The 14,164-nt window shown below is 64.4% G+C and carries 10 protein-coding genes and 1 pseudogene; 6 read left to right on the top strand and 5 right to left on the bottom strand.

What is annotated here, in order from left to right:
• Nucleotides 1-207: 207 nt before the first annotated feature.
• Together LWC34_RS55580 and LWC34_RS55575 are read right to left on the bottom strand one after the other, a co-directional pair.
• On the bottom strand, nucleotides 208-408 hold the full coding sequence (locus LWC34_RS55580) for a hypothetical protein (protein WP_233734853.1): 201 nt from the start codon (nucleotides 406-408) through the stop codon (nucleotides 208-210).
• A gap of 273 nt (nucleotides 409-681) precedes the next feature.
• Nucleotides 682-2,283, bottom strand: a complete 1,602-nt coding sequence (locus LWC34_RS55575; RefSeq protein WP_233735038.1) for a D-alanyl-D-alanine carboxypeptidase family protein — start codon at nucleotides 2,281-2,283, stop codon at nucleotides 682-684.
• Nucleotides 2,284-2,334: 51 nt separating this feature from the next.
• Between LWC34_RS55575 and LWC34_RS55570 the strand changes: the two genes are divergently transcribed.
• The 6 genes from LWC34_RS55570 (at nucleotide 2,335) to LWC34_RS55545 (ending at nucleotide 9,331) form a co-directional block, all read left to right on the top strand.
• On the top strand, nucleotides 2,335-3,345 hold the full coding sequence (locus tag LWC34_RS55570; protein WP_233734851.1) for a hypothetical protein: 1,011 nt from the start codon (nucleotides 2,335-2,337) through the stop codon (nucleotides 3,343-3,345).
• 49 nt (nucleotides 3,346-3,394) lie between these two features.
• Nucleotides 3,395-4,402, top strand: coding sequence for a LacI family DNA-binding transcriptional regulator (locus LWC34_RS55565; protein WP_233734849.1), 1,008 nt, complete (start codon nucleotides 3,395-3,397; stop codon nucleotides 4,400-4,402).
• 111 nt (nucleotides 4,403-4,513) lie between these two features.
• Nucleotides 4,514-5,872 (top strand): ABC transporter substrate-binding protein, encoded by a 1,359-nt coding sequence (locus LWC34_RS55560; RefSeq protein ID WP_233734847.1) that lies wholly within the window; start codon nucleotides 4,514-4,516, stop codon nucleotides 5,870-5,872.
• A gap of 22 nt (nucleotides 5,873-5,894) precedes the next feature.
• Nucleotides 5,895-6,806, top strand: a complete 912-nt coding sequence (locus LWC34_RS55555) for a carbohydrate ABC transporter permease (protein ID WP_233734846.1) — start codon at nucleotides 5,895-5,897, stop codon at nucleotides 6,804-6,806.
• Nucleotides 6,806-7,675 (top strand): carbohydrate ABC transporter permease, encoded by an 870-nt coding sequence (locus LWC34_RS55550; RefSeq protein WP_233734844.1) that lies wholly within the window; start codon nucleotides 6,806-6,808, stop codon nucleotides 7,673-7,675. Before LWC34_RS55555 ends, LWC34_RS55550 begins: the two co-directional genes overlap by 1 nt.
• Before the next feature lie 30 nt (nucleotides 7,676-7,705).
• Entirely contained in the window at nucleotides 7,706-9,331 is a 1,626-nt protein-coding gene (locus LWC34_RS55545) for a glycoside hydrolase family 13 protein (protein ID WP_233734842.1), read from the top strand.
• Nucleotides 9,332-9,460: 129 nt separating this feature from the next.
• Here LWC34_RS55545 and LWC34_RS55540 read toward each other — a convergent pair.
• The 3 genes and pseudogenes from LWC34_RS55540 to LWC34_RS55530 form a co-directional block, all read right to left on the bottom strand.
• Nucleotides 9,461-10,363: pseudogene (locus tag LWC34_RS55540) on the bottom strand (NPCBM/NEW2 domain-containing protein); the annotation flags it as partial.
• On the bottom strand, nucleotides 10,290-10,961 hold the full coding sequence (locus LWC34_RS55535; protein WP_233734840.1) for a hypothetical protein: 672 nt from the start codon (nucleotides 10,959-10,961) through the stop codon (nucleotides 10,290-10,292). The pseudogene LWC34_RS55540 and the gene LWC34_RS55535, both read right to left, overlap by 74 nt.
• A gap of 36 nt (nucleotides 10,962-10,997) precedes the next feature.
• Nucleotides 10,998-13,730 (bottom strand): beta-sandwich domain-containing protein, encoded by a 2,733-nt coding sequence (locus LWC34_RS55530; protein WP_233734839.1) that lies wholly within the window; start codon nucleotides 13,728-13,730, stop codon nucleotides 10,998-11,000.
• Nucleotides 13,731-14,164: the final 434 nt, after the last annotated feature.

The following is a 14,164-nucleotide window of genomic DNA, read 5'->3' as shown; positions in this document are numbered from 1 at the left end:
ACCCTTGTTGGGCGACCGGGGGCCGCGAGGTCTCGGACAGGTTACGAAGGAAGACGGCACCCGTCCAGCCAGTCAACGCAAAAACTTCGCTAACGGCCCCCGAAACCCCAATGGAGCAGCGCCGACAGCACGGTGTGATCACAACAACAGGCAGGTCAGCACGGTCTGTTGCCGCTCGTCGCCCAATCGATACCGCTCACCGCCTGATCAGGCGACCTCGGGTGTGTTCACCGGAGTAATGGGTATCAACCGCAGCTTGGGAACCATTCCGGCACTGGCGAGTACGTCGATGGCCTGTTGTTCGGACGAGTCGAGGCTGACCATGCTCGGCGGACCGAGCAGGACGCTGACGACACACTCCTGGCAAGCCTTTCCCCGCACTTCACAGCTGTCGCAGTCGACGAGCATGTTCAGCTCCCAAGCCAGTCGTTCGATCGTATGTTCGATCGATTGAGGCCACCCTAGCGGTCAGGTCTGACAGTGTTTGATTGTCCTCGCTTCGCTCGGACGGGCTTGGTCGCCAAAGCCGGCCATTTCCACCCCGCCCCACGCAGCCAACACCGCATAGTGGCTGGTCATCGCCCTACTCGGGGCGGCGTCGGGCGTGTTGCGTTGCGTAAACGACCAGCGCGACCAAGCCGGACCGCGCGACAGAGAGGCCAATTCTGGGCTCAAAACCCGTCAAACCCCGTACTCCCAGTGCCATGGTTCTTCGCGGCCTCGTCCCGGCAAGGCCCATGACGGGTTTTGCCAACCGAACCGGCCCGCGTTGGCACGCATCCAGGCGTACTCAGCCGTCCCGAACGACTGCGCGCCGCCGCACAGGTCCACCGCGAGGCCCCAGCCGTGGTTGCTCGTCCCCGGCACGGCGGCCAAGGCGGGCTTGACGCCGTACAACCGGACCTGTTCCTCGAAGGTGCGATACGAGTCGGTCATGCAGATGGCCCGCCCGAACGCGGAACTGAACGCGGCCGCCAACCCCTGGAACGAGAACGCGGCATCGCAGCGCAACCGGTGCTCACCTATACCTATAGGACAAAGCGCGGATGTCGGGATGAGCCCGTTGGGGTAGCCGCTCCACCCACCCGAGGGCAGATCCACTCCCCCGCACCGCCATACCAAGCCAGAATCCGTACGTTGCGGCACCGGTTGCGCGGGCCGCGCGGTCAACGAAGGCCGTGCGTATCCAAGAACGTCCGCAGGAATGTCGGTGACCACGACGCCCACGAGCCGTGCGTCCGCGCTGATCATCGTGCGCGGGTCCAGCGCGATGCCGACGTGCTGTACGCCGTAACGGGCCGGACCGATGAACACGAGATCACCAGGTTGAGGGTCGGTGACGGGCTGCAGCACAGCCATCTGCTCGGCCGCCGAGCCCTTCAGGCCGTACGCGGCCCGCGTGAGTCCGTCGCACGAATAAGCGTCCGGACCGTCGCCTTGTGGCACGTACGGCTTGCCTAGCGCCCCGACAGTGGTCGTCACCGCGCGGATGGTCGCCTCCGGCAGCACGAGCAAGCGCTCGCCCGACTGCAAGGTGGCTTCGGTGGACGTCGCCCCGGGCCGAATGCCCGAAGCAGCGAGTTTGTCGAGGTACGCACGCCAGTTCGCGGCGGTTTGGTCGTTGCGCGTGCGCTGGGCCTGCTGCATAGCCACGACCGACGAGTTGGTCTGCGCCAGTTTGCTGCGGAACTCTCCCGTGATGGCGGCCGCACGGTTGGTGGCGTCACCGTTTCGACGGTCCAAGTCCGCCTTACGGTCCGCAGCGGCCTTCGCGGCGTGCGACGCGGTCTCCTCGGCGCGTACGGCCGCTTGGTGACGGTTGATCGCGCCAGCGAGATCCTCGGCTTCAGCTTCCTGCACGCGTGCCATCAGGCTGGAGCCGTCCAGGAAGTCGTCCGGGGAGCGAGCCAGCAGCAGCACCTGGAACTGGTTGGGGCGGCCGAACGAGCTCAGGATGGCCGAGGCGTACCGATCCATGTCCGCCTGACGTGCGCGCACGGCCGCGTCAGCCGCTTCGCGCGCGGCACGCGCCTGGTCCAACGCGCTTGCGGAGTCGCGTACGGCCTGCTCAGCGATATGGATGTCGTTGGCGAGCACGCCGAGCTCACGTTGTACGTCGGTTGCGGTCCGTTGCAGCTGTGCGACGACAGGGTCAGCGAACGCCTCGCCCGGCCGTGAGTCGGGCGCGACGGCACCCGGCGCCACGCCTGCTTCGTTCGGCGGCTGCGCGCCGAGCATGACGATCACCGACAGCAGCGCCGCACCAACCCGCACACCAGGCACAACGGTCAAGTCCCGACTCCGTCACGACACGATCGGGTGACACACGGTTGGATGACGCGCGTGAAACCCGACCAATTGCTCGAAGAGCCCAACTGGCCGAGTCTCGAGCACGCGTATGGACCGGCTACTGACACACCCGGTCTACTGGCCCAACTGCTGGACGCCGACCCGCAGAAGCAGAAGGCCGCGCTGCACGAGATCGACAGGTCGCTGCTGCACCAGGGATCGATCTACAGCGCGACCGCGCCAGCCGCGCGGTACATCGCGGCGATCCTGCCGGACAAAACCCCGATGCGGGCCACGCTGCTCGAATGGCTCATCGGCTTCGCCGAGCAGGTGATCTTCCACGACGACGAACACCCGACGCTGGACGAGTGCCGAGCGGTCCTGCCGGAGATCTACGCGGCCGCGCTGCCCTACGTGGACGACGCCAACCTCACCATCCGGGAAGCCGCGCTCGGCGTCGTCGCCACGTTGCCCCACCTGGCCGATGCCCGGCTGTACGAGCGCATCCTCGCCAGCAACGCCGATCGCCGGGAACGCGCGGCGGCTGTGTTCGGCCTCGGTTCGACCGGCGCGGACACCGCCGGTCTGCTGCACGACGCCGATCCAGCCGTGGCCGTATGTGCCGCGTTGCAGCCCAGCTGCTCAGACCGCACAGAGGCCACGCGCCTGATCCTGGCGGCCTTGCAGGACCCGGCGACCGCGGACGGCTGGTTCCCCGAGCCGTTGCCACAGTTCGACGGGTGGTTCCGGTTCACGCTGATCAGCGCCGCGATCGAGCGGACCAACAGCTTCGAGGAACTGCTGCCCGCCGCACTGGCTGTCGTCCCGCTCGGCAGCGGCTACACGGTCGACAGCGACTGGGGCCCACTACTGGCGAAGGCCTTCCCGACGCCGTTCGACGGCGAATTGACGCCCGCTCAGCGCGCGTTCGTGTCGGCGATTGCCGAGCACGACGGCAACTGGGATCAGACCGCGAATCAGGTTGTCTGGCTGCGGAAAGCCGGTCTTCCGGATACCCGCGAACAGCTACGCGCGGTGGCGAGTTCACGCGGCTGACTGCAAATGGCCGCAAGCAGGCTGCAAGGCTTGTCTTATAGTTGCGGGCATGACGCGAAGACTTGCCGAGGTCGCCCGCAAGGTCGGGGTGAGTGAGGCGACCGTGAGCCGGGTGCTCAACGGGAAGCCGGGTGTTTCGGAGAGTACCCGTACCGCGGTGCTGACGGCACTGGATGTACTGGGTTACGAGCGGCCGACCCAGCTTCGGGGTGAACGCGCTCGACTGGTCGGGCTAGTACTGCCTGAGCTGCAGAACCCGATCTTCCCCGCGTTCGGCGAGATCATCGGGAACGGGCTGGCACAGCAGGGTTTCACGCCCGTGCTGTGCACCCGTACCGCCGGCGGTGTCACCGAGGCCGACTACATAGAGTTGCTGTTGCAGCAGCACGTCTCCGGCGTGGTGTTCGCGGGCGGCAACTACGCGCAAGCGGACGCCTCGCACGAGCATTACGCCAGGCTGACCGAGCGCAACCTGCCGACCGTGCTGATCAACGCCGCCATCGACCACCTGGGCTTTCCCCGGGTTTCGTGCGATGACGCGGTCGCGGCCGAGCAGGCGCTGACGCACCTGGTGTCGCTTGGCCACACGAAGGTCGGCATGGTTCTCGGGCCCGACGACCACGTACCTTCCCGGCGTAAGCAGGAGGCGTTCGAGGCCGCGGCCAAAGCCGCGCACCTCGAGGTCGAGCACGACTGGTTCGAGCACGCGATGTACTCGCTCGAAGGCGGCCAGGCCGCGGCCTCTCGCCTGGTCAGACGTGGGATCACCGGCATTGTCTGCGCCAGCGACCCGCAGGCGCTCGGCGCCATCCGCGCGGTGCGCCGCCAGGGCCTGTCGGTTCCGCAAGATGTTTCAGTCATCGGGTACGACGATTCCGCGTTCATGAACTGCGTCGACCCGCCGCTGACGACTATTCGCCAGCCGATCGAAGCCATGGGCCGCGCCGCCGTCGACCTGCTGACAATGCAGATCAACGGGGCTTCGGTGACCGATGAGGAGCTGCTGTTCGAGCCGGAACTGGTGGTACGAGGGTCGACTGCGCCAAGCACTCGGTAAGCTGTTCGTTACTTGCGAAATCTCATCGAGATATTGCGTTCCCTCGTTCGAGTCTCTTATGGTGAGCGCCATCACACAGCGTCGTTGGATAGCTGAGATGGGGCGCTTGCCATGCAGAGAACCCTCACCCGCAGGGCGACACTCTTAGTCGCCGTCACGGCATTAGGCCTGTCGGCCTGCGGGAGCGAGTCATCGAATCAGCCGGCACCCGGTGGCAAGGTCGCCATCACCGTCACCGGGCAACCGCCGAGCAGCCAGGCGATCGAACGCAAGATCTTCGACGCGGACGTGGCGGAGTTCGAGAAGCTCAACCCGGACATCGACATCGTGCCGCACGAGGGGTTCATGGACCCCAAGACCTTCTCGGCCAAGCTGGCCGGTGGCCAGCTCGAGGACGTCTACTACGTCTACTTCACCGACCCTGCCAACATCATCGCCCGCAGGCAGGCCGCGGACATCACCGAGCACATCAAGGACATGCCGGTGGTCAAGCAGCTGCAACCCGCGCTGCTGGACATCTTCAAGGACAAAGGCGGCAAGATCTACGGCCTGCCGACCGCCAACTACTCGATGGGCCTGCTGTACAACCGAACGCTGTTCACCAAGGCGGGACTCGACCCGGACAAGCCGCCGACTTCGTGGGACCAGGTCCGCGACGCGGCGAAGAAGATCTCCGCGCTTGGCAACGGAACCATCGGCTTCGCCGACCTTTCCAAGAACAACCAGGGCGGCTGGCACCTGGTGACCTGGGCGTACGCCATGGGCAGCCAGATCGCGCGGCAGGACGGCGAGAAGTGGACAGCCGACTTCAACAACGCCAAGGTCAAGCAGGCCTTGCAGCTGTTGAAGGACATGCGCTGGACCGACAACACCATGGGCGACAAGCAACTGCTCGAGGTCACCGACGCCCAGCGGCTGATGGGCGCTGGTCAGCTGGGGATGTACCTGGCCGCGCCGGACAACATCCCGGTGGTGGTCAAGGAGTTCAAGGGCCGCTACGAGGATTACGGGATCGGCGCGCTGCCCGGCACTGGCACGCTGCTCGGCGGCGAGGGCTACATGATCAACCCGAAGGCCACGCCGGAGAAGATCAAGGCCGGTCTGAAGTGGATCGACTGGAAGTACCTCGACCCCAACCGGATCGAGCAGCGGATCAACCAGTACGTGGCCGAGCAGCAGCCGATCGGCCTGCCCGCCATCCCGACGCCGGACATCTACACCGGTGACACCAGGGCCAAGCAGGCCGAACTGAAGACCAAGTACGCCAACGTGCCCGAGAAGAACTTCGCGTCCTATCTGGCGGGCAACACCACGCTCAAGGGCAACCTGGAGCCGCCGAACGCCCAGCAGGTCTACGCCGTGCTGGACAACGTGATGCAGGGTGTGCTGACCAACAAGGACGCCAACATCGACCAGCTGCTGTCCGACGCGGAAGCCAAAGTCAACAGTGCCCTCGCTCAAGTCAAGTGAGGCACCAGCCTCGGTAGGTCCTTTGTGGCCTGCCGAGGCACCGCCCGTTGGCGTCTCCAGGCTGCGGCGCAAGGTCAACGACAACCTGACGGCGTACGGGTTGCTGGCCGCCGCGCTGGTGGTCTTCGCGTTGTTCTCCTGGTACCCGATCGTGCGCGGGATCCTGTTGTCCTTCCAGGAGGTCAACTTCGTCGATCCGCCCAAGTGGGTGGGGTTCGACAACTTCGAGCGGCTGTTCGCCGACCCGCTGTTCGCCACCGCGTGGCTGAACACGTTGGAGTTCACCGTCATCGCGTTGGTGCTCGGGTTCGCGGTGCCGTTCGTGACCGCGGTCCTGCTCAACGAACTGCGGCACGCCAAGGCTTTCTTCCGGGTCGCGGTGTACCTGCCGGTGATGTTGCCGCCGGTGGTCGTGGCGATGCTCTGGAAGTGGATCTACAACCCGGGTCCGGGTCTGGCCAACGCGGCGCTCGGCGCGGTCGGTCTGCCGGAGAGTTCGTGGCTGGATTCGTCCAGTACGGCAATGGTTTCGTTGGTCATCGTGTCCACATGGGCCAATATGGGCTCGACCACGTTGATCTACTTGGCCGCGTTGCAGACGATTCCCGGCGAGCTCTACGAATCGGCCGAATTGGACGGTGCCGGGCTGTTCAAACGGTTGTGGCACGTGACGATCCCGCAGACCAAGTTCGTTCTGCTGGTGTTGTTGCTGCTGCAGGTCGTGGCGACGATGCAGGTGTTCACCGAGCCGTACGTGATGACCGGCGGCGGCCCGGAGGAATCCACGGTCACTGTGCTGTTGCTGTTGTACCGGTATGCGTTCACGTACAACGACTTCGGCTCGGCAAGTGCGATGAGCTTGTTGCTGCTCATTGCCCTGGCCATCTTCTCGGGGTTTTACCTGCGGCTGACCAGGACGAGGAGTGAGGACTGATGCGTACCCTGGTCTCGCCGACACAGCTGCGCAGCGGCCGTGGCAAAGCGATCTACTGGACGATCTTCACCATCGTCATGCTGTTGTTCCTGCTGGCGTTCATCTTTCCCTTGTACTGGGCCATCACCGGCGCGATGAAGGACCCGGCCGAGCTTGTCCGCACGCCACCCACGATGGTGCCCGACCAATGGCATCCGGAGGTGTGGGGCGAGTCATGGGAACGGTTGAACCTGCTCACCTACTTCGGCAACACCGTGCTCGTGGCCGTTGGCGCATGGCTGATCCAGCTCGCCGTCGACGTTCCGGCCGCGTACGCGTTGTCGAAGCTGCGTCCGGTGCTGGGCAACAAGATCCTGGCCCTGATGCTGGCCACCCTGATGGTGCCCGCGTCGGCGTTGCTTGTGCCGACGTACGTCACCATCACCGATTTGCCGATCTTCGGCGTCAACTTGATCAACTCGCCGACCGCGATCTGGTTCCCTGCAGCGGCGAACGCGTTCAACATCTATCTGTTGAAGCGGTTCTTCGACCAGATCCCCGGTGAGCTGCTCGAAGCGGCGGTGCTCGACGGGGCGAGCCAGATCCGCATCCTCTGGCGGATCGTGCTGCCGATCTCCAAGCCGATCCTCGCCGTTGTGTCGATCCTTGCCATCGTGGCGGCGTGGAAGGACTTCATCTGGCCACTGCTGGTGTTCCCCGACCCGACGAAACAGACGTTGTCGGTGGCACTGCAGCGGATGGAGATCGACATGCCGCTCAACATCCTGCTCGCCGGTCTCTTGCTGGCCAGCATCCCGATGGTGCTGCTGTTCCTGTTCTTCCAGCGTCACATCCTGGCCGGCCTGACCGCAGGCAGCGTCAAGGGCTGAGCGTCGTAACTCACAGGGAGGAACCCAACCGTGTCCGTTACGAATGAAATATCTCCGGACACGCCAACGGCTTGGTGGCGTGATGCGGCGATCTACCAGGTGTACATCCGCAGTTTCGCCGACGGCAACGGCGACGGGATCGGTGACCTCGCCGGTGTCCGCGCGCACCTGCCTTACCTGGCGGACCTTGGGATCGACGCGATCTGGTTCTGCCCATGGTATCCGTCCCCAATGGACGACGGCGGCTACGACGTCTCGGACTTCCGTGACATCGAGCCGACCTTCGGCACGCTCGCCGAGGCCGAGCTGCTGATCGCCGAGGCGCACGAGCTCGGCATCCGGATCATCATCGACATCGTGCCGAACCACGCCTCGGACGAACACCCGTGGTTCAAGGCCGCTCTGGCGGCGGGACCGGGATCGCCTGAGCGGGAACGGTTTTGGTTCCGGCCCGGCCGTGGCGAGAACGGTGAACTGCCGCCGAACGACTGGCAGTCACGGTTCGGCGGTCCAGCTTGGACACGCGTGGCGGACGGCGAATGGTTCCTGCACCTCTACAGCTCCCGCCAGCCGGACTTCAACTGGACGAGCCCCGAGGTGCACGCGGAGTTCATCGATATCCTGAAGTTCTGGTTCGACCGGGGTATCGACGGGTTCCGGATCGACGTCGCCGACGGACTGATCAAGGACCCGGCACTGCCCGATGTGAACGGCCTGACCGTTGGCCCGCTGCCGTTCTCCGATATGGACGGTGTACACGAGGTTTATCGGGCCTGGCGCAAGATCTCGGACTCGTATCCCGGTGAGCGGATCTTCGTCGGCGAGATGTGGTTGCCTGACCCGATCCGGTTCGCGCGCTACTTACGGCCGGACGAGATGCACTCGGCATTCAACTTCGATTTCCTGTCCTGCCCGTGGGAAGCCAAGCGCCTGCGGGAGGTTATCCAGTCCAGTATGGACTCGCACTCGTTGGTCGGCGCACCGCCGACCTGGGTACTGTCCAATCACGACGTAACGCGGCACGTGACCCGGTATGGCCGTTCTGGTGACACAGGTTTCGAGTTCGCCGATCGTCGGCATGGCACTCCGGTCGACCGTGATCTCGGGACCCGGAGGGCACGTGCGGCCGCTTTGCTCACCATGGCCTTGCCTGGCGGGGTTTACGTCTACCAGGGCGAAGAACTGGGCTTGTGGGAGATCGAGGACATCCCCGACGAGCTACGGCAGGATCCGGTGTTCGAGCGGACCAAGCACGCGGACCCCGGTCGTGACGGTTGCCGAGTACCGATCCCTTGGGGCGGCACGAAACCGCCGTTCTCGTTCGGTACCGGCGGCACCTGGTTGCCGCAGCCGCAGGACTGGGCGGCGTACACCGCCGAGGCTGAGGCAGCCGATCCGGACTCGATGCTGTCGTTGTACCGCAAGGCTTTGCACATCCGTCGGGACGAGCCGGCGCTGGGCGACGGTGAGATGAGCTGGGTCGTGTCACTGGCCGATGTGGTCGCGTTCAGCCGTGACCCAGGGTTCACGTGCATGGTGAACTTGTCGGCCGAACCGGTGCCGCTGCCCCGGCACGAATCGATCATCCTGGCCAGCGGACCACTTCAGGGCGACCACTTGCCGCCGGACACGGCCGTGTGGCTGCGAACCTTCTGAATAACCCTGCACGGCTGCTCCCACCGTCCTCCTGGGACAGTGGGAGCAACCGGTTCTCTCAGCCGAAAAGCTCGGCCAAGCTGGTGGGTTCCTTGCGCCTCGGGCCATTCCCGTGAGGTTGGCCCAGTCTCCTCGGTCGTAGCTGTAGGTGTCGCCGCCGTCGGTGACCACCAGCCGCATGTATGTCGCACCTGTGAGCGCTGCGGAAATACTGGTCGGGTCGTCCTGCCAGGTCCGGATGCCGCTGTCGGCGACCTTGGTTCCGTCGGCCCAGATCTCGAAGGACGCGGACCCCACCTTGTTAGCGTCGTTGCGGTCGTCGTCGATGCCGACGATCGATGCCACCGCCAAGCACTTGCCGCCAAGGTAGTAGACCATCTGGGTCGGCGCGTGCGCGCCCATGCCCTTGGTATAGACGTTTCCGTTGATGGTCAATGGTTTTCCGTCGCCAGGTTGCCAGCCACCGTTGGACATGTCCCGTTCGACGGGACCGTAGCCGCCGCTTTCCCAGGCTGAGCGGACATCGCCGAGTGCGGACGTGCCGCGCGGTATCTCCGGTGGGACGATCAGCTCGGTCGTGCCGGTGATGCTGACGTCGCCGAAGTCCACAGAGCTGATCAACTCGGGTTTTCCGGTTTCCGCTGGCCAGATCCGCCATCGCCCGGAGACCGACTCGCCGGTTCTCAGTACCCATTTCTGCTGCCTTGAAACGCCTTCCACCCGCCAACCACTTGGCACGGTCAGCCGGACGCGCGGGTTTATCACTGGCACTACCGCGTGGTTCGTTGCCGTGACAGTCGCTTCGAATGCCTGGCCAACAGGCGTGATCTTCGCCGGAATGCCCGGTGTGGACTCGCCAAGCGTCAAACCCGCACTCACCAAAGGCTGTGCGTGCAGCCAGTTCTTAGTGGATACTCGGTAGACAACCGTGCCGTGCGCCGGGACCATCGCCGAGATCTCACCTGCGGTCTGAAAGTCCTTGGGCTGCCACAAGTCTCGGACCGTGTACCCAGGACGCCTCGGCAGACCCAAGGCAGTCGCCGAAGTGCCGACCGCTGTTCGAGGCCTTGAACTCGAATTCGATGTCGAGCCACTTGTTCTGCAGTGGCGCATAGTCGCCGAGGATGTGCTCGGTGTTGGAATCGTCATCCTTCAGGGTCAGTACGGTCAGCGTCGGCTTGCTCTTCTGCCGTGGTGTCAACGTCCATAGTGGACCGCCGACGTCTTGCACCTTCATCTGCATGATGTGTGTGAACCGGGTGGTCGCGGTGAGCGAGCTCGGCCAGAACGCCTGATAGGACAGTCGCCAGGTGGTGTCCTTGTTGATCTTCAGTATTGTGCCGTTCTGACGCATTCCCTTGCACTCGTTGCGTTGCCGGTCCGATCCGTCCCGGTCGCGGGTGTGCATGTCGAAGCGCCAGTGGTCGCCTTCGACGTAGATGTGTTTCGTACCCGGGTGTGACCTGGCCCGGTCGTCTTCCAGCCCTTCGAACGCGTTCAGGCCATCCCTGGCCGGATCCGGGCTCCACCTGAGCTGCCAGGCAGCGGCCGACGCGGTTGAAGTCCCCATGGTGAGGGCGCCGACCGCGCCCGCGCCCAGCGCCAGCGCGCTGCGCCTGTTGATGGTCATCTGTTCCTCCTTCGGCAGGGTGCGGCGGAGGTTCCTTTACTGTTTCTGGAGCGTGATCGCGAAAATGTGCGGCCTGGGTTTGGTGGCCGCTGGCAACGTGATCGAGACAAGGTCACGCGCCGGGTCGAGTTGCAGTTTCTGGTGGAAGATGGTGAGCCTGGTCTCAGCGGTCCCGTTGCGGGTGTGCATTTGCCTGGTACGCAAGGCTTCTGTTTCGCCGTACGCCGGCGGTGTGCGCCAGTCGGTGATCTGCAACGGAACCTGGGCGGCGCCGTCAGTGTAGGTGACAGTCAGCGTTGTGGTGGTGTTGCCGTTGTCGCTGGCGGCGAGCAAGTGCATGGTTGGGTACTTGCCGGGTGGCAGCGGGATCGTCTGTCCGATGGGGACGATGTTGTTCGCGGCGCCTTCGTTGCCGTTGACGAACTCGAACGGGATCCCGTCGTCCTCCACATAGCCCGTTTGTGGGAGCTGCGCGGCCGGGTACGTGTTGCCCGCGCCGTCGAAGTCGCCGTCGTTCATCTGGAACTCGTTGGTGAGGCCGTCATTGTTGAGCACGGCCGCGAGGTCGACCGTGAGGGTCGGTTGGTTCGGGAGAGCGGGCAGTCCCCATGGCTTGGCCGGAGTGCTGATCGGCACGGGCCCAATGGCCAGGTCGGGTGTCCGGCCCTTTTCGTGGACAAGAACCTCGTGATCGAACTCGATCACCAGGGTGCCGTCCGCTTCACGATGCCACTTCCGCGCACCACGGACGTCGGGATTCTGAATGCCGGTCCTGAGCTTCAGGGGTTGCCCGGCGAGGCCGCGTATCTTGACGAACTCGGTTCTGCCATCCTTTTTGGACGCCGTAACCAAGAAGGCACCCTCGGCCAGAAAGTCCTGCAATGCCACATCACGCCAAGTGCCCGGCACTGCGGGGAAGATCCGGATCACCCCGCCCCAGCTCTGGCACAGCATGTCGTGCAACGACTGCGCGCCGGACAGCGGTGTCTCGATGACCGGACCGGCTTCGAAGTACATCGTGTTGGCTTGGGCGAACCGGGCGACGAACTCCCTGAGGTACTTCAGCGCGTCGTCACCGTGACCGAGGCCCGCGCAGATCGAGGACGCGCCGGTGAAGCTGTACCCGCGCAACGCGCCTTCGAAGCTGATCCAGTGGTTGAGCGACTTCTCAATCAACTCGCGATGTCCAGATTCCGCACTGACCAAGTACAACGGGTATACCGCGAGCATGTGCGAGTAATGCCGGTGCGACTTGGCGAACGGCACACCGGTGCCGACCATGAACCCCTTGGCGTCAACCGGATAGTCGACAAGTTCGCTCAGCACCTCACGCCATTTGGGCGCGAGCGGATCATCCGGCTTGATCGCCAGAAGCGTCTGGCAACTCCACCGAATCAACGCGAGGTCGAAGTTGCAATCCGGCGCGCTGCCGTATTCCGGCGAGAAGGTCGGCGCGAGATGCAGCCTGCCATCCATCCCCGTGGACAGGAAATGCAGGTAGTAGTTCATCGCGCGGCGCAGCGTCGGGAACAGGATGTCCAGGACCTTGGGGTCCATGCTGTGCCGGTAGTGCAGCCACACGTTGTGCAGGATCCACGGCAGGTTCCCGATTTCCGGGTCCGCGGAAAACCCTGGGGCGCCGACAAACCCGGCGTCGTCGAACTGCGCGTCGGTGCTACGCCTTACGCCCATCGAATCACCGCGGAACTGCGGCCGCAGCGCGTCGATCAGGATCCTCTGGGTGGCCTTGATGGTGCGTGGGATCGGGTCGAGTTCGAGATGGTTGGAGCCGTACGCCAGCCAGTATTCGAGCTGGACGTTGAGGTTGTTCCAGAGCGACGGCCACGGGGTCGGCTCGATCCACGGTCCGGTCGTCGCCATGATCGGACCACTGTGCCGGGAGGCCGAAGCAAGCTTGTAGAGCTGGATCCAGTAGAAGCTCTGCAGCAGTTCGTCCGGAATGGACAGAAAGCTCTTCTGGTAGAAGGCGTGCCACCAGCTCTGATGCTGCTGCCTGAGCAAGCGCTCGGGCGGGGCGTACCGGACGATGTCCCTGACTTGCTTCTCGGCTGTCGTGTTGGGATACGAATGCTTGACCGACAGCAGCAAAGTGTTGCCGCGCTTGCGGTACGCGGTGGCCGTCTGCCCACCGGCGATCATCGGCTGGACGACGACTGTGAGGTCACGTTCGGCCTTCGTCACCGGCTTCGGGTTGCGCGGGAAGTTCGCGGGCGGCGGTTCGCGGATGGTCCTCGGGCTCAGCGCTTCGGCCGGTTCGAAGACGAGCGTGTGGTCGCCGTCGACCTCCAGGCTGAGGATGTCGGTTTCGGCGTGCACGAACAGCCGGATCTTGAGGTCACCCCTGTCGGTGTTGATGGTGCCGACGAGCTCGGCATTCCACAGGTCAAGCCGCATGTCGACGCCAGTGATCGCGCCTTTGGGCGTGAGCAGAAGCTTGCCGACAGGCAGGCGCGCGACTCCCCACTCGTTGCCGAACTGCGGCCGATGGTCCTGGACCTGACTGTGGTCAACCGTGATGCGGACAGCGTTCGCCCCAGGCTCCCGATAGACCGCCGCAGCCAGAAACCCATTGCCCAGAAACGGCCCCTCGTACCAAGCACGCGGTATGCGCTGCCACACCATGTCGCAGGTGCTGAGGAAACTCAGCCAGTCGATCCCCGGCTGCTGCTGGGCGTGAGCCGCGGGCAATGCCCCAAGCATCGTCCCAGCGATCGCGCCGCCAAGAAGCCCCCGACGAGAGATATCCATCCGCACTCCACACTGAGTTGACCCAAAAGATCGGATGTATAGCCAAAGCCGACTGTATGGAAACCTTTTCAGTCAGTCAACATGCAGGGGTTCAGATGGAGGAAGCGCGAGGTAGTGGGGAAATTGGAGAGAAGAGGGATCGGAAAGAGGTCGGATGTAAGGAGGGGAGAGCGAGGAGATGGCGGGGTGGACACGAGATCCCGGAGCGGGTCGACAAGGGCTGCCGGAACGGTCGACACGGTGTGCAGGAATGGCGGACACGGTGTTCCGGAACGGTGGACACGGTGTGCCGGAACGGTCGACACGGTGTGCAGGAATGGCGGACACGGTGTTCCGGAACGGTGGACACGGTGTGCCGCAACGGTCAACTCGGTGTGCCGCAACGGTGGACGCGGGCTTGAGGGATGGCCGCGGGGGTGGGTTGGGGCGTGGGT

Origin of the sequence: Kibdelosporangium philippinense (genome assembly GCF_021390435.2) — a bacterium.
Classification (GTDB): Bacteria; Actinomycetota; Actinomycetes; order Mycobacteriales; family Pseudonocardiaceae; genus Kibdelosporangium; species Kibdelosporangium philippinense.
This window is presented reverse-complemented; position numbering and strand designations above follow the sequence as displayed.